At 51.9% G+C, this 25,079-nt stretch carries 23 protein-coding genes; 20 read left to right on the top strand and 3 right to left on the bottom strand.

Features of this window, described 5'->3' with window-relative positions:
- Positions 1-3: 3 nt before the first annotated feature.
- The 12 genes from RJ38_RS08240 to RJ38_RS08185 all read left to right on the top strand — a co-directional run bounded on the left by RJ38_RS08240 (position 4) and on the right by RJ38_RS08185 (position 9,255).
- The gene (locus RJ38_RS08240; protein WP_039018384.1) at positions 4-993 is read left to right on the top strand and encodes a sterol desaturase family protein; all 990 of its coding nucleotides are present in this window, start codon (positions 4-6) and stop codon (positions 991-993) included.
- A gap of 229 nt (positions 994-1,222) precedes the next feature.
- A complete protein-coding gene (locus RJ38_RS08235) occupies positions 1,223-1,534 on the top strand; it encodes a hypothetical protein (RefSeq protein WP_039018383.1) in 312 nt (103 codons plus the stop codon).
- Positions 1,535-1,661: 127 nt separating this feature from the next.
- Positions 1,662-2,426, top strand: a complete 765-nt coding sequence (locus RJ38_RS08230) for a LamB/YcsF family protein (RefSeq protein WP_039018382.1) — start codon at positions 1,662-1,664, stop codon at positions 2,424-2,426.
- A complete protein-coding gene (gene pxpB / locus RJ38_RS08225) occupies positions 2,423-3,097 on the top strand; it encodes a 5-oxoprolinase subunit PxpB (protein WP_039018381.1) in 675 nt (224 codons plus the stop codon). The genes RJ38_RS08230 and pxpB overlap by 4 nt, the downstream gene beginning before the upstream one ends.
- A complete protein-coding gene (locus RJ38_RS08220) occupies positions 3,094-4,107 on the top strand; it encodes a 5-oxoprolinase subunit C family protein (RefSeq protein ID WP_039018380.1) in 1,014 nt (337 codons plus the stop codon). Before pxpB ends, RJ38_RS08220 begins: the two co-directional genes overlap by 4 nt.
- 63 nt (positions 4,108-4,170) lie before the next feature.
- Positions 4,171-4,782 (top strand): ribonuclease D, encoded by a 612-nt coding sequence (locus tag RJ38_RS08215; RefSeq protein WP_039018379.1) that lies wholly within the window; start codon positions 4,171-4,173, stop codon positions 4,780-4,782.
- A 35-nt stretch (positions 4,783-4,817) separates the two neighbouring features.
- Complete coding sequence (locus RJ38_RS08210) at positions 4,818-5,477, top strand: LPS export ABC transporter periplasmic protein LptC (protein ID WP_052245298.1); 660 nt, start codon at positions 4,818-4,820, stop codon at positions 5,475-5,477.
- Positions 5,478-5,486: 9 nt separating this feature from the next.
- Positions 5,487-5,990 (top strand): LptA/OstA family protein, encoded by a 504-nt coding sequence (locus tag RJ38_RS08205; RefSeq protein WP_039018378.1) that lies wholly within the window; start codon positions 5,487-5,489, stop codon positions 5,988-5,990.
- Positions 5,990-6,748, top strand: coding sequence for an LPS export ABC transporter ATP-binding protein (gene lptB / locus RJ38_RS08200; protein WP_039018377.1), 759 nt, complete (start codon positions 5,990-5,992; stop codon positions 6,746-6,748). The genes RJ38_RS08205 and lptB overlap by 1 nt, the downstream gene beginning before the upstream one ends.
- A 21-nt stretch (positions 6,749-6,769) precedes the next feature.
- A complete protein-coding gene (rpoN, locus tag RJ38_RS08195) occupies positions 6,770-8,056 on the top strand; it encodes an RNA polymerase factor sigma-54 (protein WP_082005681.1) in 1,287 nt (428 codons plus the stop codon).
- 123 nt (positions 8,057-8,179) lie between these two features.
- Positions 8,180-8,746 carry a ribosome hibernation-promoting factor, HPF/YfiA family gene (gene hpf / locus RJ38_RS08190; RefSeq protein WP_039018375.1) on the top strand — a complete coding sequence of 189 codons (567 nt, stop codon included), beginning with the start codon at positions 8,180-8,182 and terminating at the stop codon, positions 8,744-8,746.
- 44 nt (positions 8,747-8,790) lie between these two features.
- Entirely contained in the window at positions 8,791-9,255 is a 465-nt protein-coding gene (locus tag RJ38_RS08185; protein WP_039018374.1) for a PTS sugar transporter subunit IIA, read from the top strand.
- 4 nt (positions 9,256-9,259) lie between these two features.
- Here the strand turns inward: RJ38_RS08185 and RJ38_RS08180 are convergent, their stop codons facing one another.
- Genes RJ38_RS08180 through RJ38_RS08170 form a run of 3 tightly spaced genes read right to left on the bottom strand, consistent with a single transcriptional unit; the run spans position 9,260 to position 13,382 of the window.
- The gene (locus RJ38_RS08180; RefSeq protein ID WP_039018373.1) at positions 9,260-10,681 is read right to left on the bottom strand and encodes a hypothetical protein; all 1,422 of its coding nucleotides are present in this window, start codon (positions 10,679-10,681) and stop codon (positions 9,260-9,262) included.
- On the bottom strand, positions 10,678-12,375 hold the full coding sequence (locus tag RJ38_RS08175) for a DUF5927 domain-containing protein (protein WP_039018372.1): 1,698 nt from the start codon (positions 12,373-12,375) through the stop codon (positions 10,678-10,680). The genes RJ38_RS08180 and RJ38_RS08175 overlap by 4 nt, the downstream gene beginning before the upstream one ends.
- Positions 12,372-13,382 (bottom strand): glycosyltransferase family 2 protein, encoded by a 1,011-nt coding sequence (locus RJ38_RS08170; protein WP_082005680.1) that lies wholly within the window; start codon positions 13,380-13,382, stop codon positions 12,372-12,374. Before RJ38_RS08170 ends, RJ38_RS08175 begins: the two co-directional genes overlap by 4 nt.
- A gap of 418 nt (positions 13,383-13,800) precedes the next feature.
- Between RJ38_RS08170 and RJ38_RS08165 the strand changes: the two genes are divergently transcribed.
- The 8 genes from RJ38_RS08165 to RJ38_RS08130 all read left to right on the top strand — a co-directional run bounded on the left by RJ38_RS08165 (position 13,801) and on the right by RJ38_RS08130 (position 24,776).
- Complete coding sequence (locus RJ38_RS08165) at positions 13,801-14,583, top strand: DeoR/GlpR family DNA-binding transcription regulator (protein WP_202903877.1); 783 nt, start codon at positions 13,801-13,803, stop codon at positions 14,581-14,583.
- Positions 14,567-16,135 carry a glycerol-3-phosphate dehydrogenase gene (gene glpD, locus RJ38_RS08160; RefSeq protein WP_039018370.1) on the top strand — a complete coding sequence of 523 codons (1,569 nt, stop codon included), beginning with the start codon at positions 14,567-14,569 and terminating at the stop codon, positions 16,133-16,135. Before RJ38_RS08165 ends, glpD begins: the two co-directional genes overlap by 17 nt.
- A 344-nt stretch (positions 16,136-16,479) precedes the next feature.
- Positions 16,480-16,887 carry a hypothetical protein gene (locus RJ38_RS18140; protein WP_156121809.1) on the top strand — a complete coding sequence of 136 codons (408 nt, stop codon included), beginning with the start codon at positions 16,480-16,482 and terminating at the stop codon, positions 16,885-16,887.
- A 2-nt stretch (positions 16,888-16,889) separates the two neighbouring features.
- Positions 16,890-18,905, top strand: a complete 2,016-nt coding sequence (locus RJ38_RS08150; protein ID WP_039018369.1) for a dynamin family protein — start codon at positions 16,890-16,892, stop codon at positions 18,903-18,905.
- A gap of 10 nt (positions 18,906-18,915) precedes the next feature.
- Positions 18,916-20,568 (top strand): dynamin family protein, encoded by a 1,653-nt coding sequence (locus tag RJ38_RS08145; protein ID WP_052245296.1) that lies wholly within the window; start codon positions 18,916-18,918, stop codon positions 20,566-20,568.
- A gap of 53 nt (positions 20,569-20,621) precedes the next feature.
- Complete coding sequence (locus RJ38_RS08140; RefSeq protein ID WP_039018368.1) at positions 20,622-21,521, top strand: hypothetical protein; 900 nt, start codon at positions 20,622-20,624, stop codon at positions 21,519-21,521.
- Positions 21,505-23,553, top strand: a complete 2,049-nt coding sequence (locus tag RJ38_RS18135) for a dynamin family protein (RefSeq protein WP_162183562.1) — start codon at positions 21,505-21,507, stop codon at positions 23,551-23,553. Before RJ38_RS08140 ends, RJ38_RS18135 begins: the two co-directional genes overlap by 17 nt.
- The gene (locus tag RJ38_RS08130) at positions 23,550-24,776 is read left to right on the top strand and encodes a dynamin family protein (RefSeq protein ID WP_039018367.1); all 1,227 of its coding nucleotides are present in this window, start codon (positions 23,550-23,552) and stop codon (positions 24,774-24,776) included. Before RJ38_RS18135 ends, RJ38_RS08130 begins: the two co-directional genes overlap by 4 nt.
- The last annotated feature ends 303 nt before the right edge of the window (positions 24,777-25,079 follow it).

Here is a 25,079-nt window from a genome sequence, read left to right as displayed (position 1 = left end):
GACATGAGTGAACAACAAGAAGACATGAGCCGCGACTGGAATTATCACCCAGACTTGCCCTTGGAAGATCCGTCGATCTTTAAGTGGCCACCAAATCCTGCTTATCTTGCTGGGTGGTTGGCGCGCCATTGGCTGACTTTGTCGGAACGCGTGTTGATGGTCATCGCGGCCATTGGGTTGTGGTATCTGTGCTATCCATCGCTGGAAGCGGCGCAGAGTTTCGCCTTTGGTTGGATCTTCCAGGTTTATCTGGTGAATTTCGCGATCATCTTTGTCACGGCTGGTGGTTTGCATTGGTATTTCTACATGCGCAAAGGTCAAGGTAAGAAGCTGAAGTTTGAACGCCGCGATCAGGGCAAGAACAATGCGTTGTGGAACTTCAAGGATCAAGTAACCGACAATATGTTCTGGTCGCTTGGGTCCGGCGTGTTGCAGTTGACGGGGTTTCAGGTTGTCACCATGTGGCTTATGGCGAATGGATACACGCCGACGATCACTTTCACGGAAAACCCGATTTGGTTCATCGCCTTCCTGATTATTCTTCCCATGTGGTCAGCATTCCATTTCTACTGGGTGCATCGCCTGCTGCATCAGCCGTTTCTGTATCAACGGGTGCATGCGCTTCACCATCGCAATGTGAATATCGGACCCTGGAGCGGCTTTTCCATGCATCCGATTGAACACTTCATCTATCTGACGACGTTATGTGTGCATTGGATTGTGCCAAGCCACCCGCTGCATCTGATCTTTCATATTGTGTTTCAGGGGCCAGGTGCCGCCATGAGTCACACGGGCTATGAAGACCTATTGGTGAAAGATAAACGAAAATTGGCGCTGGGCACGTTTTACCATCAGCTGCATCATCGGTATTATGAATGCAATTATGGCAATCAGGAAATGCCCTGGGATCGTTGGTTTGGTACGTTTCATGACGGATCATCAGAGGCCACCGGCGAAACCCGTGCACGCAAAAAGCGGATGTATCAAAAGTAGGCGCACAGATATTATTGCGAAGGCCTCGGCGAGATCCGGGGTCTTTTTCATTTCAAGGTTTGGTGTTGTTTTTCTTGGTCACAGCCTTGTGTGCGTGTGTGAACAGTAATGCGACCATTATCACGGTTCTGTGTGTTGTAACCCAGATTGTTCGGACCTAAATCAATCTCATCGGAAGCACAAAGACTTCCACCGAAACAAACGAACCCAGACCCGTAAGGAACATAAAATGAAAATCGTAATCGCATCCATCCTCGCCCTGACTGTTGCCGCTCCTGCTTTTGCTGGCGCCAAAGACGTCGAAGCCCATTTCGCACAAGACAACACCGGCATCGAAGCCGTTGTCCTGGACAGCCACACACCGATCACTTCCGAGGCTGTTGAAATCTTTGCAGATCTCGCAGCAGAGGCGGGCACCGGCATCGAAACCCAAGCAAACCCAGTTGTTGGCGTGACTGCGTCTTCCAAAGGCGGCGCAAACGCTGTTGCAGTCGCTTGGTTCGCAAGCCAATTGGCATCTGAAGACGCATCAGACAAATAAGTCGACCTAATTTTGAAATTGAAAAGCCTCGGGGATCAATCCTCGGGGCTTTTTCTTTGTTTGAACAGCTCTAAGCCCGCTTGACCCCTTTGCCACATGGTGCGATTTTCGCGGAAAGGGGATCATCATGCAGACAATTGATATCAATGCCGACTTAGGTGAGAGCTTTGGTCCTTGGCAGATGGGAAATGACACCGCGATGATGGATATCGTCAGCAGCGCGAACATCGCTTGTGGTGGTCACGCTGGTGATCCTGGTGTCATGTTGCAGTCAGTAGAGATGGCGATCGCGAAAGGGGTCACCATTGGTGCGCATCCTGGATTTGAGGATAAAGAAGGTTTTGGCCGCCGTCGTCTGCCCCTAACTGTGGGGGAGGTTGAACGTTTGGTCGCTTACCAAATCGGCGCGTTATGCGGTGTTGCGGCCCTTTCTGGCGCGGATGTGAAATATGTCAAAGCCCATGGCGCACTTGCGAATTGGGGTGCCGAAAATACAGAGATTGCAGGTGCGATTGTACGTGCGACGCGCGCCGTTTTGGGGGCGGATGCATGTTTGTTGACCATTTCTGGGACGGAGTTGGAACGGGTCGCACGCGACAATGGGGTGCAACATTATTCCGAGATCTTTGCAGATCGTGGTTATCAGCCATCTGGCTTGCTTGTGCCGCGTGATCAGCCGGGCGCAATGATACATGATGCACAGGATGCAAGTGATCGCTTGGTGACATTCATGCAAACGGGATTGATGCCAACGGTGGGGGGGGATCCCATCCCGCTTGCGGCTGGTTCAATCTGTGTGCACGGTGATGGTATAACCGCGGTCGAATTGGCGGCGCAAATGCGTGCGGACTTGCAAGCTGCAGGTGTTCAGATCGGAGCATTCGTAAAATGACGATGACGTTTCAAGCGGTCGGTGACAGTGGCGTGATGTTGCGCTTTGGCGATTACATCGATGATGCGGTTCATGCACAAGTCTTGGCGATGGATAATGCGATTACCGCAGCGGGTCTTCCTGGTGTGCGCGAACTTGTCCCTTCGTTCACTGCATTGCTGGTCATTTATAATCCGTATGAAACGCAATATCAGGCTCTAGTTCAGGCGATATCGGGTTTGTCGGTGGGGGTTTCAACGCAATCTGATGCGAAAGAATGGATTATTCCAACCTGTTATGAAGGCGAATTTGCGCCAGATTTACAAGATGTGGCGGATCAATGCGGGCTGGGCACGGATGCGGTGATTAACGCCCATGCGAATTCAGTTTTCCACCTGTATATGTACGGGTTTGCGCCTGGGTATGGCTATCTTGGAGGGACACCCACAGAGATACAATTGCCGCGAAAACAAGCGCCGGTGCGCGATATCCCCAAAGGTGCTGTCATGATTGCTGGGCCGCAATGCATCGTTACCACCATGGTAATGCCTTCGGGATGGTGGGTGATTGGGCGTACGGCGTTTGATGTGTTTCAGCCGTTTGCCGACAATCCCTTTCCTATCGCCGTGGGGGACAGCATCAGGTTTAAGCGCCTGTCCATGGATGACTTCACCCGGGAGGTGCAAGCATGAGTGCGATTGATATCAAATTTGCCGGCCCTCTTTGTTCATTGCAAGACAGTGGGCGCATGGGTTTCCTGCGATATGGCGTGACAGAGAGCGGCCCGATGGATCGGCAAGCTTTCACGATCTTGGCGGAAATGCTTGAGTCAGAAACAGACTTCAATGCGATTGAGGTTTCGCTTGGTGGCTTGGTCATACGCGCAAATCAGACCCTAACGTTGGGTTTTTGTGGTGGGGATTTCAACCTTTCGATTGACGGAGATGCCCTGGCATCATGGGGGGTGTTTACTTTGCATGCAGGGAAATCCTTGACGATCCGCGCGGGGGATTCTGGAAGTTGGGGGTACTTGGGGTGTCTGGGTGGATTTGATGCGAGGCCCTGGTTGGGCAGCACATCTTCACATTTGGCGTCTGGGTTATGTGGCGGATATTTACAGGCTGGGGATCAGCTGGATGTGGCGCAAGTTCTACCGCGTGAGGATCTGATCTGTGCTTTGCCAATCCCAAGTTTCAGTCGATTTTCCCGTGAGGTCCGAATTGTCTTGGGGCCACAGGATGGCTTGTTCTCAGATGCGGTAAAACAGGCTCTATTTCAGGATATTTTCACAGTTACGCGAGAGTCGGACCGTATGGGAATGCGCATGTCTGGGCCAAGCCTTGCCCCCAATGACGCGCTTTCGATCCCATCAGAAGCGATCATCCGCGGGGCGGTACAGGTGCCTGGGCATGGTGACCCCATCATATTGTTGGCTGATCACCAAACGACGGGCGGATATCCGAAAATCGCGACAGTCATCACATGTGACCAAGACACCGTTGGACAAGCCCGGGCGGGGGATCAGGTGCAATTTGTGCAGGTGTCTGTTGACGACGCGATCCAAGCAACGCGAGATCGGGCGGCACAGGTCAAACACTGGATTTCTGAAATTCCAACACATCGGGGAAGTCTGGCGGAGAAGCTGAACAGAGTTAACTTGATCAGTGGCGTTGTTGGCCCGGACGGAATTTCGCGTCACTAGGTTGAACCACACCCAAAGACCTTCTAGGTGTTTAGAAACACATATTTCCAATCGGGATATCCCATGGCAAACCATCTGTACCAGAACGACCTGCCCGATGGGCTTTCTATGGGGGCCGTCGTCGCAATTGATTGTGAAACCATGGGGTTACATCCGCATCGGGACCGTCTTTGTTTGGTGCAGATGTCTGGTGGCGATGGGAATTCACATATTGTGCAGGTTGCAAAAGGGCAAACCAGCGCTCCGAATCTTTGTGCGATGTTGACTGATCCCAATGTGTTGAAATTGTTCCATTATGGGCGCTTTGATATCGCGGCGATGCATAATGCGTTTGGCGCGTTAACTGCGCCCGTTTATTGCACAAAAATCGCGTCTAAACTGATCCGAACGTATACGGATCGACATGGGTTGAAGAACTTGCTTCAGGAAATGTTGAAAGTCGATATTTCCAAGCAGCAACAGATGAGCGACTGGGGGGCTGCACAGCTGACCAAGGCGCAATTGGAATATGCTGCGTCTGACGTGTTGTATCTGCATGCCTTGCGTGAAAAATTGAATGAGCGTTTGGAACGTGAGGGGCGCATGGAATTGGCGCAAAGCTGTTATGATTTTCTGCCCACACGCGCGCTTTTGGATTTGGCTGGTTGGCCTGAGCAGGATATTTTTGCGCATTAAGGCGAAGATGCCGTCACGCAAGCGGATCATTGCTGATGGATTTGTCTCATTGGCTTGCGGTTACTTTGCCCGCTATTATGTATGAGATCATGAGAGACACGAACACATATTCGCGCTTTGTCGCTTGGGTAAAGGTGCTGTTGCCAATTACGGCACTGGCGCTTTTGTCGACGCTGTTTTTGTTCTCACGTGGGGTGGGGACCGGCGGAAGTATCCCGTTCTCAGAAGCGGACATCGCGGAACGCGCCGAGACGCCACGCGTGACGGGACCCAATTTTTCAGGTGTCATGCAAAATGGTACAGCGCTTGAAGTAAAAGCTGAAACAGCCACGCCTGACCCGAACGAGGCAGGGCTTTTGTTGGCCGAAAACCTACGTGCGTCAGTGGACACCCCGTCAGGCATTCAGTTTGATATCAGATCAGATGAAGGTCTGATGGATGGCGGAGCAGGCGCATTTTCATTGACCGGGGGCGTTGAGATCGTAAGCTCAGCCGGGATGCAAATGGCGACGGAAATATTGGAAACGGCGATTAATGGATCTGTGATGCAGGCCCCGGGTGAGGTGGCGGTTACGGGACGTTTCGGAACTTTTCATGCGAACGCAATGGAACTTGAACTGGCGGAACCGGGCGGCAACACCTATGTTCTTGTTTTCAAGGGTGGCGTGAAGCTGATATATTCACCGGTGAACTGAGGGATTGTGATGAAGATTGTTCTACAAAATATTCTGGTTTGTCTGTCGTTAATTGTCATGTCAAACGCAGCGCATGCCCAGGCGCAGGTTGCATTTGGTGGCTTGCAGCATGATGCGTCCCTGCCTGTGGAAGTCACGGCCGATCAGCTTGAGGTTAATCAGGCGGATGGAAGCGCGACCTTCACCGGCAATGTTGTCGTCGGTCAGGGCACTATGCGTCTGAGCGCGGGACAGGTTCGTGTGGAGTATAAGTCGGGCGGCAATGCCACCGGCGAGGTGTCGCGCCTTCATGCCCAACATGATGTTGTTCTTAGCAATGGTGCCGAAGCAGCCGAAGCAGCGCAGGCGGTTTATTCTATCGGTTCCGGTCAGATCGTGATGCAAGGTGGCGTCATCTTAACGCAGGGTAAAAACGCCCTCGGCGCTGATCAAATGACGGTTGATTTGGGCACGGGTCAGGCAGAATTGTCTGGACGTGTGCACACGATTTTACAAACGGTGAGCGGCAACTGATGCAAACCCCCAACCTGACAGTCACAGAAGGCAGCAGCGGGCTTTCGATCCGCAATCTGCGCAAAAGCTATCGCAAACGCGTGGTGATCCGCGATGTTTCGATGGAACTTGCCCGCGGTGAAGTCGTTGCGCTTTTGGGGCCGAATGGATCTGGTAAGACCACATGTTTCTATTCCATCGCGGGGCTGGTGAACGCAGAAGGCGGTCAGGTGATGATTGACGGGGCTGACGCCACGACCTTGCCGATGTATCGACGTGCGCGTTTGGGAATTGGCTACCTTCCGCAGGAGATGTCGATTTTTCGCGGGATGACTGTTGAAGATAACATTCTGTCGATCCTCGAAATTTCGATTAAGAAACGACATAAGCGGCTGGAAAAGCTTGAAGAGTTATTGTCTGAGTTCTCAATCGAACATCTGCGTCGCGCACCTGCCTTGGCGCTGTCAGGCGGGGAACGTCGCAGGGCTGAGATCGCGCGCTGCCTTGCGTCTGGCCCGAAATATGTTCTGTTGGACGAACCTTTTGCGGGTGTCGATCCCATTGCCGTTGGCGAGATCCGCAATCTCGTATCTGATTTGAAATCACGCGGTATTGGCGTGTTGATTACGGACCATAACGTGCGTGAGACTTTGGAAATTGTCGATCGCGCATATATTTTGCATGATGGTAAAGTATTGATGAGTGGCACAGCGGAAGAAGTTGTTCAGGATGAAAATGTGCGCAAAGTATATTTGGGGCAAAGTTTCCGCATGTCCTAAGTGGGGTAGGGTGTTGAAGACATGGTAGTTCCAACATCGAACAGCCCCCAGTTACAGGTTACAAACCGGCTGAGCCTCACGCCCGGTTTGACCTATTCTTTGTCCATTTTGGCGCTATCGACGCCGGATCTTATAGCCAAAATAGAAGCAGAGGCAGCTGAGAACCCTTTGCTGCGGGTGACCAAGCCAAAAAGTAATATTGTGGCCGAAGCTGAGCTGGAAAACCTTGCAGCCCCGGTCACTTTGGACGAGGTCGTACGTCGCCAATTGGCGGAAAATAATCCCCCCGGACTTTTGTTGAACATTGCACTGTATTTGGTTGGGGACCTGTCCGACGAAGGATATCTTGTTGGTTCAATGGACGAATTCTGCAATGAGTTGCAGTGCAGTGCGGACGATGTCGAAGCCGCAATTCAAATGTTGCAATGTTGTGAACCCATCGGGGTCGGGGCGCGTACGCTTGCTGAATGTTTGAAAATTCAGTTGTTGGATATGGGCGTTCCTGATCGGTATGTTTACGTTATTCTGGACAATCTGGATACCTTTGCGAAGGAGGATTGGTCGAAGGTTGCGCTGGAAACCGGGCTTTCGGAAGCGCAGGTGATCGACCTTTCCGTAAAGCTTCGCAGTCTGTCACCCTATCCCGCAGAACAATTTGCGCTGTTGGCTGAAACTATTTTACCTGACATTTGTATAGACTTAATGCCAAATGGCATGCTGGATGTGCATTTATGCAGAGATGTGGCCCCGAGTTTAGACCTTGAACATGACCTAATCCGGCGTGCCATGGTGGATGACCAAGCGAAGGCATATATTCAGGATTATCGTAGGCGCGCGGATGCCTTGATCAGGGCGGTGAATTTCCGGGGAAAAACACTGTTGCGGATTACCGTGATGTTGGCGGAAATTCAGGAAAGATTCATGAAGGGGCAGGCCGACTATCTTGCACCTATCACACGGGCGAATATCGCTGAAAAATTGGGGGTTCACCCATCCACCGTGACGCGTGCGGTTGCCGGAAAATTCGTTGAAATCCGTGGCACGGTTTACCCTTTGTCGACGTTCTTTCAGCGGATGCTGTCAGCGGCTCAGGGAGAGGGGGCATCGGCCTATAGCGTACAGCAAATGATTCGGCGGCTTGTGGTCAATGAAAATCATGCTTCGCCCCTGTCGGATTCAGATATTGTTGATCAATTATGCAAGGAAGGCGTTGACATTGCACGTCGAACTGTCGCCAAATACAGGGGATGCTTAAAGATTCCTTCATCGTACGACCGAAGACGGAAGTACCTCTCCCAGCGGCTCTGATCCTTAGTCAGGCTTGGCAACCGCCCGGACGAGAACAACCCATTCATACCAATTTTGCACATAGCATTTTGCACGTGATCGGGCGACTTTTTGCATCCGCACACTCAAACTTCAGAAGGTTACATGCGGTATCAAATTACGGGTAAACAAATTGACATTGGCGAAGCACTACAGGTGCACGTTAAGGACGGACTCGGGGTGGTTGTTGACAAATACGCCGAACGACCGACCGATGCTCAAGTTGTTTTTTCCCGAAACGCGCATGAATATGTTTGCGAGGCGACAGTACATCTGTCGACCGGACTGACAGCTCAGGCGAAGGCACATGCAACTGAAATATATGCAGCCTTTGATTCCTGTTGCGAAAAAATGGAGAAACAACTGCGTCGATACAAGCGTAGGTTGAAAAATCATCATAACACCCGTGCGGAACCAGTTGAACTTTTCGGCGCTTCCTCGTATATCCTGGCCTCAGATGCAAATTCAGACGCTGATGAGCCAGAAACGCTACAGCCAATGATTATTGCTGAGATGGAAACAAAGATTCCTTCCTTGTCGGTTGGCGAAGCAGTTATGCATATGGAATTGGCAGGCGCCCCGGCGTTGGTCTTCCGCAATGAAGGAAGTGACGGCGTGAATGTCGTCTACCGGCGCGATGATGGTAACATCGGTTGGATCGATCCGAAATAAAAGACACGGACCTGTTCTCAGGTCTCTGAGGGCAGGTTGACGCAATGGATTTTATGACAATTCTACACCCCGGCGCCATTAAGGTGCTGGGAAGCGTAACCAGTAAAAGACGCCTCTTCCAATCCTTGGGAGAGGTCGCCAGCGACGTTTATGACATTTCAACCTCCGCAGCCGTTGATGCATTGCAAGACCGCGAGAACCTTGGCCCAACAGGCGTTGGCAAAGGGGTTGCTTTACCCCACGCGCGATTGCCTGGGCTGAACGGTGTGTCTGCGGTGTTTATTCGCACAGAAACCCCCTTGGATTTTAGCGCAGTTGATCGCCAGCCTGTTGACCTGTTCTTTGGGTTATTCGCACCGGAAGAAGCCGGCGTTGACCATTTGAAAGCGCTGGCATTGGTCTCGCGTACGATGCGGGATAAGGACATTTGCGCCAAGCTGCGCGCCAATGATGACCCGTCCATTCTACATGCGATTTTGACCGAGTCTCTGCCAAGGCAAGCGGCTTAATACGCTACGCTTTCCATGGCCCAAATCCGAAATTCATGTAATCTTTCCCGTAACAGGATTTGACGGCGGCCTCGACCTGATCATCGTAGATTTGGGCAAGTTCGACTGGTGTGTCTGTGTCCCCAATGGGCCAAGCTGGGCAATCCTGTCCTGTACCCAAAAGCAGCAGGCCTAGGCCCTCAGAAAGCTGATCCCCGCGTAGAATATGGTCTGGGAACACGAAGTTACTGATGCCCTCTAGCAACGATGTTTGGCTGGCCCAGCTGTTGTCGACCCGTACCGCAGTTTTTCCCGCAAGGTTCTTTTTCACAAAGCTAAGAAAGGCGAGAAAGGCTTTTTGGTGTTGGTCTGTTGTCCAGCCCTTGCTTGGCGCGCCAACGGGAATGGGAAGATCGAATCGAACCCTTAGAAGTTCGCGGATCTCGGGATATGCGTCGGGTCCAGGGGTTAGGATATGCTTGCAAAACACGGAATGGGCACGGCTGACCGGATGTTCCACGATGGTAAAGCTTTTATGGCCCGGATGGTTTCTTTTCCAGGCGCGCAAGCTTTTCTGGCTGTACCCAGTTTGCAATTCGGTCACGGCTGGAAGCCGCCCCATCCATTCAGTGATCGCGACCGTAGAGCATCCCTTCACGGGCATGAACAGCAGGTTGGCATCCGTTGCGGTAATATAGGCTGGGACATTTGCGCCGCGTTGGGGTTCATATCCGGGGATCTCAGACAGGTTGAAAAAGTCCGAATTTGAAAGTGCGGCTTCCATTTCGTCGAAGTTGTCAACCTTCTCGCTGAGATGACCCGGATTTTGCCGTTTGATCTTTGTTTCGAGTTCGGAAATCGGGTCATCCACACCTAGAAAGCGCGCCATGCCATTCAATATATCGAGGTTCTGTAGATCGGGATAGCTGATGTGGAAGGGGGTTTGGCCGGTGACCTGTAACTGATGTAGGACAGTTTTTCGAAAATCTGTCCGTTGCTCCAATATGTGGGAAAACTCTTCGGCATCAAAGGTGATCTGCGCCGTTTTGCGTTTGTTGTGATTGGTTAAGCGCCATTGATCCGTCTTTTTCGCGATCTTCCACGAGACATAGCTTTCAAGAGGGTTTCGGCTGAGGATGATTTTTGCACAGCGAGGATCGTTTAGAAAAATATCTGCGGCGCGTGGATCATGATCGTGGAAGAAGCGAAAGCCGCCAATTCCATCGGTGTGTTCGACGATTTTGTGAATGAGATCGTCAGGGGCTTGGTCGCGCTGTGCAACGGCTACGCCAAATAGGTCATCTTTTTTGGGATAGCCAATGAAGCTTGGATTGAATGCCTCTCCGTGACATTTAATGGACGGAAAATGGCTTAGGTTTTCCTCAAGAAGGTTTGACCCGGTGCGCATTTCAGCGAGAATAACGAAGTAATCGTAAGGCTTTTTCATGTGTTCACCTGATAGGAGCGTCTCGGGGCTGCTTTTTCAGCATTGGGTCTGTTTTCAACAAGGAATTCGCCAGCAACCCAAGGGTGCATGCCCTCATTCTTCAGGTTTTGCAGGAACTCACTAAACCCGGTCATATCTTTCATCTTCGGCGTCGGCGGCATTTTGTGGCCGGCCGATACACCCATCGCGTCAATCGCCGTTTGCATATGTTCAGAAGGCGCTTCAATGAAGTCTGCGAGGCTCCAGATGTGAACGCGAGCTTTGACCGTTGACGCTTTTAAGTCATGCAAGTGCAGGCTTTCGATTTTCTGCAATCGGGCCGCTTCTGATCGTAGATCGTTGAAGCTGGCATCAGATTTAAACAGAGAGACCATCCAGGCCCCAGAAATGACGGAGATTTGAGCATTCGGGTCTGCAATGAAGTCCCAGCTTACCTTTTGATTGTCTGTTGGGCCGAACTGGAAACATTGATGTTCACCGCGTGTGTTCCAAATGAGATTCGACAGAAATGCCTTTGGGGCATAGTCGCGCAAAGCTGCGCTGTCTGACATGGCACCACAGAAATGTTGCTGCCCGTCGGCATACATCACGCGAGTTTTATCAAACAGATGGCCGTGTACTTTTGCACCAGTGGCTTTTGTCAGCCAGGGTTCAAACCCCTCGAACAATTCGGAGAACCCCTCGAAAATGGAATAGGGTGCAGATGTGATCTTGTAGCTTCCAGCGCCTTTGGGGAAGCGGCCCTGCATAAACAAGCCTTCACGGCCGCGCGTGCGCTGTTCGGCGGCTTTGTTGAACAGGCGTGCGATGCGGCCAGGATTTGGGTCGCCACCACGGCTGTGGTTTTCGGCGTCAAGAAACGTATCATAAAGAACATTTGCAGAATGCCAGGTCTTGCGGGCGACAAAGCAATTAGATCGGCGCAGCAGCTGCAGATGATCGTCGTAGAAAGTATAGGGTTTGCCTTGGAAGTCGAACTTCGCAAGCGTCAGGGATTGGCTTTGAATACGTCCGGAGAACATACGCGCCATTGTTTGAAAATAGCTTTCATCAGGAATCCAGACCTTTTTGAAGTAGTGGTCGAACTCTTCGCGCCGATGATTGTTTAGAATTTTTTCCAAAGTTTTGCGTGTTAAGCACCACCATTGTGACCCCATGTGGGGTTCTATTCCACTGGGGATCTTGCGACGCACGCCCAGCTTGCGTTGCAGGTTTACATAGCGGTCAAACAGGCCTCTCTGGGTTTTCCATGAGAAGGGGAACCGAAGGGTAAACCGTTCGCGATCAAGGCCGCCCACGGTCCATGGCACGTCATCCGTGGTTGCGGATTCGATAAAATCGGTGTCAGCGTGGGTCGTCAGGTATTCATTCAGTTCTGAAATCGGTCGCAAAGGGATGCAGGATCCTGAGGTCAAAAATACGCTTTGTACCTCTGGGAAGTTTTTGAGCAGAAGATCGCAGGCGACTTGCGTGGCTTGGACAATCGACCAGGTCCCCCATTCACAGGGGTGGCGTTCGCACAGCTTCACATTGTCTAGGTCTGAAATGGCCTTGGAAAAATTTAGATATTCGGAAGATTCAACACGCCTATCGACGTGGATCACGACCGGGCATCCGCTGGTCGCCCAATGTCGTGCAACCTGGGCCGCGCGATCAAAAGCCGTGTGCGCAAGCATTGCAACGCCAACCGTCATGCCCAATTCCCCTTGGACATGAGGCCCAGCGTTTCAAGTTGACGCCAGTTGATATAGCGTTCCGACCACTTGCACCAAACATCTGACGGTGCATCGGGGTCCTTGATGTAGGCTTGGTATTCTTGGCCTTGGGCGTAATGTTGTTTTCGAATAAGTTCCTCTGCGGCTTTTTCGGAGAAACTGTCCAAGAACTTCGCATGTAGGAGGCATCCAGACGCCATCTCGCCACCATTTCGATCGTAAACATGGTTTAGGCGTGGTGGAAGCAATGAGTGTGTGGAACTCGCAAAGGCATAGCGGCGGTTCCATTTGACCAGGGGCACTTTATTTAAGGCGGGCGCGTCAAAGGGGTCATCCTTGAAAAACAGCCGCGCACGCGGGCCGCCTTGTATCCACAGGTTGCCATATTCGGCGTTGCGGGAAATGACATAGTTTCCACTGTCAAACCACGGGGCCGATTCAAAGGGGTTCGTGCCGGGTTCATAGGCCTGATCGGTAACTCCGCCCTTTGGATACATATCCAAAAGCATCGCCCCAAAGCTGCGAATTTCGGAGGCTTCCAACCAATCGGTAAGTGCTGCAAGCGAACGTGTGTCACAGAATGGGTAAACTAGAAATTCATCTACATCGACGGTTAACGTCCAGTGATCATGGGCGTATCGCATTTGCAGCCAATTGACCCAATCCATGCCGAAGTTCGAATCTTTGTAGCTTGCGGATGTGGTCCAAAGCGACACATCATCCTGTTGCGCCAAATATTCGCGGCTGCCGTCAGTGCTGTTGTTGTCGACGAAAAAGAAATGCCGGACACCTTTTTCGCGATAATATTTCAGAAAATATTCTAAACGATGATGTTCGTTGCGCAGTGTGCAAAACAGCAAAACATCATTGGGTTTGACGTATTTCGTACGATTGGAGACAGATTTTAGCTCTCGGCGCTTGCGGATCGCGCGAATGAGTTTGCGTCGACGTCGAATGCGTAACCGATATGTCCTCAGAACACCCAAACTCGTCCCTCTTCACGTTTCACGTATGGCCTATACTGTTAGTATTTTTAAAAATTGTATAACAGTAGCATGACGACATTATGGCGTGACCTCAAAGGGGGCAACCCGTTGCTTGCCTCGATGATGTAGAAATACGACAATGTCTTATGCGATGCGATTGCTGCAATTGGCGGCCCCTAAGTGTCGGACCGTCAGTCAGCATGTTCAACAGATTGTGCATTGCTTACCATATGGTTCGGGGCAGATCAGCTTTCGTCGATGTTTCAACTGAACTTACAGAGCACTTTCAGATGCAGTCCAATTTCTAAGGTCATAGAGACCGATAAGTGAGTGTTTGCATTTGTCACCGAAGGGATTTATGTCGAATAAGAACATATGAATGTTCATATGAACTTGATCTCGCGAATGAGGGAAGCCCGTGTCGTTAAATGCAAGACAGGAAGTGATGCTGGAAAAGCTGCGTCAGCACGGTGAAGTTGAAGTTGACCATTTGGCAAAGGCGTTGGGTGTCACCACGCAAACGGTGCGCCGCGACCTTGGCGAGCTTTGTGATCAAGGGCTGGCTTTAAGGGTGCATGGTGGCGCGAAGCCGGCACCTTCGACACGCATCCGTGCCTATGAAGAACGTCAGTTGAACAACATGCACGCGAAGGGTCTGGTCGCCCGCGAAGCCGCGCGTTTGATCCCCAACGGGGCCTCTGTTGCTGTCAATATTGGGACGACCACCGAACAAGTGGCCGAGGCGTTGCGCCTGCATAAAGACCTGATGGTTTTCTCGAATAACATGAATATCATCAGCATATTGCGGGGGGCACGCCTGCGGTCATTGACTGTGATTGGCGGCGAGGTGCGCATGTCAGATGGTGCGGTGATTGGTGAAGGCGCAGTCGCGTCGATCAATCAGTATAAGGTCGATTTTGCCGTGATCGGGGCATCGTCACTTGATGCCGATGGGGCTGTTCTTGACTTTGATCCGCGTGAAGTTGCTGTCGCCAAGGCCATTGTCTCCAACGCACGCCAGCGCATTCTGGTAGCGGATGTGTCGAAATTTCAAAATGCCGCGCCCTTTCGCATTTGCCATATCGCCGACCTTGATCATGTCATTCTGAACGCGCGCCCGCCTGATGCGTTCATCGAAGCGGCGCGCCAAGGGAACACAAACCTTATCATCACAGAGACAGCACATGCCGACACCAAATGAACCCGTAGATCTTTTTATCATTGGCGGTGGAATCAACGGTTGCGGCATCGCACGTGATGCGGCTGGGCGGGGATATCGTGTCGCGCTTGCTGAGATGAATGATCTTGCAAGCGCGACATCTTCAGGTTCAACCAAACTGTTTCACGGCGGCTTGCGGTATCTGGAATTCTTTGAATTTCGTTTGGTTCGAGAAGCCTTGATTGAACGCGAAACGCTTCTGCAAGCCATGCCTCATATCAGCTGGCCAATGCGTTTTATCCTTCCGACCTATAAAGAAATGCGGTTTGAAAGCGATACGCCGACCTCAAAACTTCTGTCGTTTTTTATGCCATGGATGCGGGGGCGTCGCCCCAATTGGCTGATCCGGTTTGGCCTGTTTCTGTATGATCATCTGGGGGGGCGCAAAATACTGCCGGGCACCAGCAAGGTGGATTTGCGAAATACCCCGGAAGGGGCGCCGTTGAAATCGCATCTGGTGCAAGCCTATGAGTATTCGGATTGTTGGGTCGAAGATGCGCGTCTGACCTTGCTCAATGCCCGTGACGCAGAGGCGCGAGGCGCCGACATACTGGTGCGACACCGGGTGACCCGTGCTGAGTTCGTCGATGGATTGTGGAACGTGTCGATGGAAGATGAGTTGGGTAAAGCCCATGTCGTTCAAGCCAAGATGTTGGTAAACGCCGGTGGACCTTGGGTCGAAACTATCATCAAAGACACGATAAACCTGACCACCCAGGAAAGCATCCGTTTGGTGCGGGGCAGTCATATTGTTACGAAAAAATTATACGATCATGATAAGTGCTATTTCTTCCAAGGCGAAGATGGGCGGATCATTTTTGCCATCCCTTATGAAGAAGATTTCACCCTGATCGGGACAACGGATGCCGATCATTCGGATCCCTTCACGCGCCCAGAATGCAGCACGGCCGAGGCGGATTATCTGCGGGAATTTGCGGGTAAATATTTCGAGAAGCCTATCAAAAATCAGGATATCGTTTGGCGGTATTCTGGGGTGCGGCCGCTGTATAATGATGGGGCGAGTTCAGCCACAGCCGCAACGCGTGAATATGTTTTGCGCGTGAACCACACGGGGGGCGGCCCGGTTTTAAACATCTTCGGCGGCAAGATCACAACCTATCGCCGTCTGGCTGAGGCGGCTTTGGAACATATTGACGACGTGATGGATCGCCGCTCGAAAATATGGACCGCAGGGGTTGCTTTGCCCGGCGGGGATTTTGCCGTTGATGGTGTGGATGATTTGCGGGCGGCTTTGCAGCTGCAATTGCCTTTCATGCCTTCCAAAACCATCCGCCGTTTGATCCGTCAATATGGCACCGAGGCCGCACAAATCTTTGTGGGTGCGACATGCATGGGGGACCTCGGTTGTGATTTCGGTGATGGGATCACAGCCCGCGAACTTGATTGGGCCGTTCGGAATGAATGGGTTTGCACGGCTGACGACTTTCTTTGGCGTCGATCGAAGCTTGGATTGCGGGTGACGGAAGAGCAAACGCAAAAGATTGATGCATATATTGCGTCAGCCCGAAGGTGAGACGTAGGAATTCACGTTAATTACTTTTTGAAATGATGGGTGAAACCCATAGGGATTCGTTCGTGCCAATGAGGATTCGGGCATTATGCGTAGATTGATTTTGCGCAAATACGGCAAATATGAGGCGCAGTTTGACGATCATCTGGGTCGTTTGGCCTTTTTTGGCGAAAACTGGTGCATGTTTATGCGAGAGTTGCCCAATTTCTGCCGTAATATAGCTTCCAAAAGCGCATAATCCAGCCTTCTAAAAAACCAATTGATTGTGTTTTTAATTGTTAGGGAATTGTTAATTAGTTTTCCGATTCGTGGTGATCTCTCTTTTATATCAAAATCGAGGAAATGATTTGTCGGATCGCCTATTTGTCCGCGACGGTTGCGTCGCGCCGGAGCTTTTGTCCGGCCTAAGTGACTTGTCTGCTCGTGCGCCATCCGCCGGATTTGGCATATCATTGGTCACGCTGGACGGGGCCTCGCACCGGTTTGTTAACGCGCGGATGCCGCGCCCTGAAATCCCGGATGCGGATTTCCCTCATGGTCGGGTTCTTGCTGCGATGGAAAACGGTGACTGTTTTCTGAAGGCAGAGATTCTTATTGATGACGCCGAGGCCGATGCAGTCAGCATGGTTGAGACACTGAACCTGGCCTCGCAGGCAATTGATTTTCTTTCCGAGATCGAAGCTTTGGCGGCCGCATGGCTGACCGCAGCGCTCCCCAACGAAACCGGGGCCTCCGCCCTGAGACATGTGGTGTAACAATGACACGCAACCTACATCTTCTGGCTATCGGAAACGATGGAATTTCGGGCCTAACAAACGCCTATACGGAACTGTCGGGTCAAATTGATCAGCTTACTGCAGTGGCGGATGCGCGCACATCTTCCAAGTTGGCAGGGCTGAAATCCAAGATGGAAGATTTTACCGCAAACGTCACACTGGTGGGGCAGGTGAAGGCAGGAAAATCTGCGTTAACCAATATATTGGCGGGCGATCCTGGGCTTTTGCCGTCAGATGTAAACCCTTGGACTTCTGTTGTGACGACGTTGAATATCAACACGCGCGCGCCAGCTGGCACCAAGTCAAAGTTCACTTTTTTCGATCAAGAAGAATGGGACAACCTGATGGTTGGCGGTGGTCGTTTGGGCGAGCTTGCCAGTCGGGCCGGTGCCGAAGATGAAATGGAAGATATCCAACACCAAATCGCAATGATGAAAGAGAAATCGGAAGACCGGCTTGGGAAGCATTTTGACCTCATTCTTGGGCAAAGCCACCAGTATGATTACTATGATGCGGACCTTATTGAGCGTTATGTTTGCCTTGGGGATGAAGATGATCCCGAATCCGTAGACGCGAAAGTGGGCCGGTTTGCAGATGTGACGAAATCGGCGGAACTGTTTCTGGATTTGCCTGAATATCCAGTTTCCTTGAAATTATGCGACACCCCTGGTGTGAATGATACATTCATGGTTCGCGAACAAATCACATTGCGTGCGTTGCGTGGATCTGAGGTTTGCATCGTAGTTTTGGCTGCACATCAAGCCCTTAGCACGATGGACATGGCATTGATGCGTATCATCGCACAGTTCGAAAACCGCCAGGTGATCCTGTTTGTGAATCGTGTGGATGAGCTGGAAGACCCCGTCGCACAGATCCCTGAGATCCGCGAGCGTGTTCTGGAAACGTTAAAGCAAAGTGGTGTTGACCCCAAAACAGATGTGATTTTTGGCAGTGCCAAATGGGCCGAGGCCGCGATGACGGGGGATACTGCCCAACTGAGCAGCGATTCACGCGCATCATTGAATAAAATGCATATGGCGACCGCGGTTGGATCTGTCAGCGACCCTGTAAATACGATTTGGGAATTATCGGGAATGCCGTCGCTGTTGAAGGCGATGAACGAGCGGATCACGGATGGCAGCGGCGCAAGATTGTTGGAACGCACGCGCCGCAGTGCTCGCAATCTTGGAAAGCAAATCCGCGCGACCAGTGTGGCGCGTCAATTGTCTGACACGGGTTCGGTTGAACGCGATTTCGAAGGGCGCAGCCCCGTGCAAGTGATGGATGACCTTCGCGCCGACTATGAGGTGAAGATCGCAAAAATCACTGCAGGTTTGCGCGAAAAACTGGTCCAACGCATGCGAAATGCCGAAGCGAACTTTGTAAAACGCGCCACAGATTCTTTGATCGCACATTTGGAACAATACGGCGAGCAGGGCACATGGCAGTATGATCCAACAGGGCTGCGCATGTTGCAAAAGGCGGCGTACTTCAGTTTTGCACGCAATATGCGCAGTCAGGTTGGCGCAATATACGGTCAGGCCACGGCAGATCTGGAAGGTATTTATCAGGGACTGTTGGGCAATCATTTGGGCGAGTTCTCTATTGAATCTCCGGCGGTGCCACGCGTGCCGCCCCCCCTTGGAATTGGCCGTACCATTGCCTTGGATTTGCAAAGCACTTGGTGGCGACGTTGGTGGCAAAAGCGCAAAGGTTATGAAGCATTCGCCGCCGATTATGCCCGTTTGATCAGCTCAGAAGCCAGCTCCATCAGTGCAGATATTGAGGAAAATCAGGTGGCGGCCGTCTTGGATAATATTCGCACGGGCTTGGGGGATTTCTTGCAAGAACATCAAGAAACCTTGCTTGAGATTGCGAAGATGGGTGGCGAAGCCCCGGCGAAAGACAGCGCAATTGCTGCGAAATTGCTAAGCGAGCAAAGCAAAGAAGCGTTGCTAGGCGATATTCTTAAGGGGTTGGGCAGCGAAGCGGCCTGAGGATAACATCATGGATTATACAGACACACAGCTGCCGCCAGTTTCTGGATCGCGTATCGTGGCCCCCGAAGGTTTTGCACGACTGCACCATTGGTCGCAACGAAAGCCTGCGATCGCCTTGATGGGGGAATTCAGCGCGGGGAAATCAACTTTGCTGAACTTCCTCTTGCGCAAGGAATTTCTTCCGACGCAGGTCACGGCCACACAACTGCCACCCGTTTGGTTAAGCTATGGCACCGCCGCCCCCTATGTGATGTACGAAGACGGGCGTCGCCAAGCGGTTGATTTGGAACGTCTTAGTGACATTCCGGTCGCAGGCACGCGGTTTTTGCGGATCTTTATGGAAGCGGATATTCTGGAAGCGGTGGATCTGATCGACACGCCGGGGATCTCTGATCCAAAAATTCCATCCGAGGTCTGGCGTCGTGCCGTGGGATATGTGAACGGCGTGATCTGGTGTACGCATGCGACACAGGCTTGGCGCGAAAGTGAACGTGCGGCTTGGGTGTCTTTGCCCGAACGTTTGCGCCACAATTCGTTGTTATTGGTGACGCGTGCGGACAAATTGGGGGAGAAGGACCGTCAAAAAGTACTGCGGCGCGTGAACCGCGAAGCGGGGTCTCTGTTTTCGAAATCCATCTTGTTCTCTGCGTTGGACGCCATCCAAGCACGTGATCATGCCGGTGGTGCAGATTTATGGGTGAAAAGTGGCGGCGAAAAACTGGTCGACGCGATTTTCTCGGTGATCTCTGATGTGATCGAGACCCGTGCGGACCGTATCAAGCGATACGCATCAGATCCGTCGTTGTTGTCTCAGCCGAAGCGTCCAACAGTGGTCGAATTACATGCCCCTGGTGCGCCTTTGATGGAAACACCGAAGGTAGATATCGAACGAGAGCAAACCATTGAGGAGAAGTTGGACGCAACCGTTGTGATCCGGCCTATGCCTCAGCGACCACGGCGGGTGATTGCGGGGGAACGTACAACGGAACGTCCGAGCGAACGCATAGATTTGGTGGCAGCACAGAAAATGCGCGATACTTTGTTGGATGCCACCGCTCCAACAGAGGAATTCGACGCGGTTCCAGAGCGCCCGATCTCGGAGACAATCATCGAAGTTGCCAATGACCTGCCTGAGTTTTCGGAGCCCTTGGTGTTGACAAGCCCGGTTGAAGATATGGCTGAACCGGACGTGTCAGAGGCGGAAGATCTCACTATATCTGAATTACCTGATGTTGATTTTTCGGCCAGCATTGCCCGAATTTTGGAAGAAACTGTCGCGACTGAGGTTCCTGAGGAAATTGAAGTTGATGACATGTTGCCTGATGTCGTCTCAGATGCGATGTCGGATGATCTGAACATCGGGGCTTTGCTTCAACAGATCCCGGAACCCATGAATGAAAACGTCGCGCCGGATTTGACTTCGCCGGATCTGGTTCTCGATGCGGTTGCACCACTAGAGCCAGAGCAACCTTTGACGGCCGGTGGGATTTGGAACAATGTTTTGGCGCAAGGTCGTCCCGAAACGATGGACGAACTTCTGGCTGCCATCGGGCGTCTTCTGACTGAGATCGACGACCAAGCGGTTTTTGCCGGTGGCGGCGACACGCCAAAGGGTCCGTCTAATTCATCGCCGGAAAGTGGAAACTGGCATGCTTTGTAACATTGTTCAGTCGAAATATTGCGTCGAAGCCCAGATGCGTGATGGGGTGACTTATGAACGTCAGTGAAGATGTGGCCCGCAAGCTTTTGAATGTGGTGCAGAATATACGTGCGCGCACCACGCCAGAAATATTGCTGCAAGGGGATACGCGCGGTCAGAAACGAGCGCGAATGCTAGAGGCAATAAGCCAAACCGTTCTGCCACGCCAGCTCGAGTTCACCTCGGTTATGAATGGGCTGGAAAAGGCCAAGATTATCCTGCAAGTTGGCAGCGCCCGTGTGACTGGCGTCTTGGCGATAAGCCCTGAAGATCTAGAGGATGCTCCCGATATTTCTGGGGTTGATCGTATTCAAGCGGCACAACAGTTGGGTCATCTGATCATGGCGTTTTCACGCATGGATGGCGATGTGTTTCTGTCATCTATTCCGCCGGAAAACCCATCCGATGCGGATAATGTTGGAATCACGCTTAGTGAACTGCTTGCGGTGGTCAGCGTTGAAGATCTGCCAGAAGACACAGTTGATGCCATAGAAACCGTGGATAAATCTGATGCTGGCGAGATCGTTGAAGCACCCGCCCAAACCTTGTCGATCGATGCCGATCATATCCAAGATATCGGCGCTGAATTCTATGATGCATGCGCCAATTTTTCGATGTCTCGCCTTGAGATGAACACATCTGGTGACATCAAGCGTCAGTCTGGTGAGGCTGAAATTTTGCCCGACCTAAGCGCGTTACTGGCTATGGATTTGGGGGATTGGAGAAAAGACAGCAAACCCGCGATCCCGACGCCGCAGCTGATTGTGATGCGTCCCGAAAAGGGCCGTGACCCTGCGCTCGCGATGTATTGTGATGAAACCGGCACTGTGATTGTTGCCCATGAAACACGCAAACTGGGTTCTGTTGTGGCCGCTCTTAATGAATTGCAAAAAGACCATGTCGGCACAGAATAACGCGCCGATGGTGCATGACGTTTCCGAAGGGGGTTTGACCTCTGCGGAAAAATGGATGGCCGCCTGTGACATTGCGGCGGGCATGCAAGCGTATGACCAGGCGGAAAACCCGGAATTGGACCAGATCTGCAATTTGCTGATGATGGAACAGGCGTCTGTGATGGTCGTGGGCCAAGTCAAAGTCGGGAAATCCATGTTCGTCAACGGATTAACCGGGCGTGGGGGTGGGTTGCCTTCTGATGTGAACCCGCTGACAACGGTGGTGACGCATTTGCATTTCAACATGCCATTGTGTCAAACCGCTGGCGGGGATTTTCATTTCTATGAAGAAGAGGATTGGCAACGCCTCGCTACGCGTGGCGCTGGGGATGTATCCGGCGAAGCTTCGACCCACCGGGACGTGATGCTTCATGCACAGATCGAAGGTATGAAAATGCGCGCAGAGCAAAAGCTTGGCGTAAACTACCGTGATTTTTTTGGGCAAACCCACCGATTTGATACCGTTGATACCGCAATTTTGGAACAATATATCTGTTCTGAAAGCGGGCGGCATGGGATTGATAGGCACGATCAATACGATGATCTGGTGCGTGTTGCGGATGTCTATTTTGACACCTCGCCTTTCCCCTTGCCGATCACGATTACAGATACGCCTGGCGTGAATGATCCGCTTTTGATCCGGGATGAGATCACTTGGCAGACTATTGGAAATGCCGACTATTACCTCGTGATTTTATCCGCGCATCAAGCGATGTCAAAGATGGATGAAACACTGATGCGGGCCTTGCAAGAAAACGGATCAGGCCGTGCGATTGTGTTCATCAATCGGATCGACGAACTGTCGAACTGCACTGAAGATGCCGCACTGTTGCGAACAACCGTGCGCGAAGGCATCCGTCGCATTTTTGGCGGCCCTCCAAGCGCGGTTCTTGCAGGCAGTGCATTGTGGGCGCATTACGCGGCGACGGGGGATGACACCGATATCGACCACGACCAAGTCATGTCCTGGATCAACGGGAATCCCGCGTTAAAAGCGCGTTTGACAGCAGATATCTCGGCCAAGAAACACCATAAAGGCAAGGACAAAGTCGAACGCGAAGACATTCTGCGTCACCGCGCGCTGATCGCGTCGGGCATGCCGGAACTTCGAAGGTTTCTGTCGTCGATCGCGGCCCAGAAGTTATCCAGCCTTGATGTATCTGCCGAAATCTTTGCGCTACATCAGCTTGCGCAGGCGACCGAAACTGAGGCGAAGATGCGGATCGAAGAACTGCAGAATTCGAATGTTTCGACCCTTACACCTGCCGAGGTATTGGAAATACTGGACAGCGCGTCACAGGATGGGTTGGGCCTTATATCGATGAAAGTTGGTGACAGTTGCCGTAGGTTGGTCGCCGAACTGGAAGTGCTGAAAACGGATGACGTGATTGGCCTGGATGAGGTGTCGGAAGCGGATGCTGAGCTGCCACCACAGTTGGCAAAGTTGCGCGCGGCTTTTCATGTCGGGATACAAGAGATCAAACGTGAAATTGTGACTGAGTTGGCGGGTTTGCAGGCCGAATTTTTGAAGATCTGCGATGAGAATGCGAGTGCCGTTTCGCGGGACAAACGACGTATGGATATGAACTTGGTGCATCAATTCAAACCCGATGCCAGTGTGCTTTGGCGCGAGGCATCTGCTGCCGAAGCACAAGGGTGGGTCCGTCGTGTTTTTCAGCGTGGCAGCCCACAACATTGGTCCCAAAAACAGATCGCGGCAATGTCAGATATCATGGTTTCCGCAGCGCAATCCGCGTTGTTAAGCAGGGCAGATGCGGTTTCGAAACATTACACGGCGTCGATTTCTGGCTGTCTGTACGATGAAAATAGAGATGCAGTTTTGACAGAAACTGCGGGTGACACATTCACCGGTAATTCGAGTTCCCAAGCTGCGCATGAAAGATTGCGCCAAGCTGAACATTTTGTGGGCTCGCTAAAGCGCTTGATGGGCGCGTCGATCAATAATGAACAAGAATTGGGTAATAACGCGTGATTGAATTCCCTGGTGTTGAAGCAGAGCTTCACGATTTAAATCGGTTCCTTTCCTTTGTCGCTGAACAAGCCGCGACCCCTGAGCTGGATGTGCTAAGGGCGGATGCGGAACAACATGTTCATCGCCTGTCCAGCGCGGTTGGGATCGCGTTTGCCGGTGAATTTAGCGCGGGTAAATCAAGTCTTGCCAATATGTTGGCCGGGGCTGATATCCTTCCGACGGGTATTCGGCATTTGCCTTTGCCTTTGGTGATCCTCAACTATTCGGAAAAACCACGCACGGTTGCAGGTTGGTGGGGCAAAGAACACAAAGCATTCGACGGGGTGGCGTTGGAAGCTGCTGCGGAAACGGCGCCGGATTTTATTTCCGTGGGCATGAACACAACCGCGCTACAGCAGGTGTCACTGTTTGATTTGCCGGGGGCGGGCGCTAGCGGCGTGACCTATGATGACACCAACACGTTGGATCTTTTGAAATTTGTAGACTGCGCCATCTGGTGCACCAATGGCACCAGCGCCTGGCGCGAATCTGAACGCGCACTTTGGTCCCAGGTGCCCGGTGATTTGATGAAAAATAGTCTGCTGGCCGTGACACACGCCGATCTTCCCTCTGTGATTGATGACATGCCGCAATTGATGCAACGGTTGAGCGCGGAAAAGGGCACGATGTTCCGAGATGTTGTGCCAATCGCAACGCCTGAGGCTGTGCATGCCCTGGCGGACGGACCTGAACCTGATTTTGATCGATGGGATGCCAGTGGGGGCCAGTTATTGGCTGAGAAGATTCTTGAAGTTGCGTCTTCTCGTCGAGAGTTCGACATTGAAAACGCGCGCAATGATATCGCCACGCGATTTCTGCCTCTGATGTCAGCTGGCGTTGAAGCGCCAGCTGTTGTCGCGCGCGCACCCAGCAACGCTTTGCTTGACGACTGGCAGCTTCGATTGACGCAAATTTGCGAAGATACGCGCGAGGCGGACGATTGGGATAGCACGGCTTTCCTTCAGTCTTGCCAGGAGGTCATTGAAGATTTTTCCGATCGGTTGATCTCTGAAATACTTCCCGGGCAGCAGTCGGAATGGGTCGTGGAAGAGTTCGAAAAGGCGACAGATATTTTGTTGCTGTTGCAGTTTGAAACAGGTGAATATCCGCTTCAAGATGCAGTGGATATTCTGGCGCAGCTTGGGGATACGCTGGCCTGGTCGGGCAGTCATGTGGCCGCTTAAACCGTGGCAAGACGGCGGGTTCTTGGGCGTCAAAGACGTGATGAATTCTGCAACTCAATAGCAGTCGGGAACAGAGCTGCCCAGATTATTCAAAGTTTATTTAGATTCGATTCGAATGAATTGTGATTTTTTCATGTCACGATTCACCGTTGGGAATGTGACGTTCCGTGGCGATGAGCCTGGTCGCGGAACAAATGCTGTAAACTGCCGTAATAGACACTAATTCGAACCAGTTCGTGACGTATTTCGACCGCAACGCAGCCACAGTGGTGTCCAACTTTTGACATATTTGAAAGCTTTACC

Source organism: Halocynthiibacter namhaensis (genome assembly GCF_000812685.1).
GTDB classification, from domain to species: domain Bacteria; phylum Pseudomonadota; class Alphaproteobacteria; order Rhodobacterales; family Rhodobacteraceae; genus Halocynthiibacter; species Halocynthiibacter namhaensis.
This window is presented reverse-complemented; position numbering and strand designations above follow the sequence as displayed.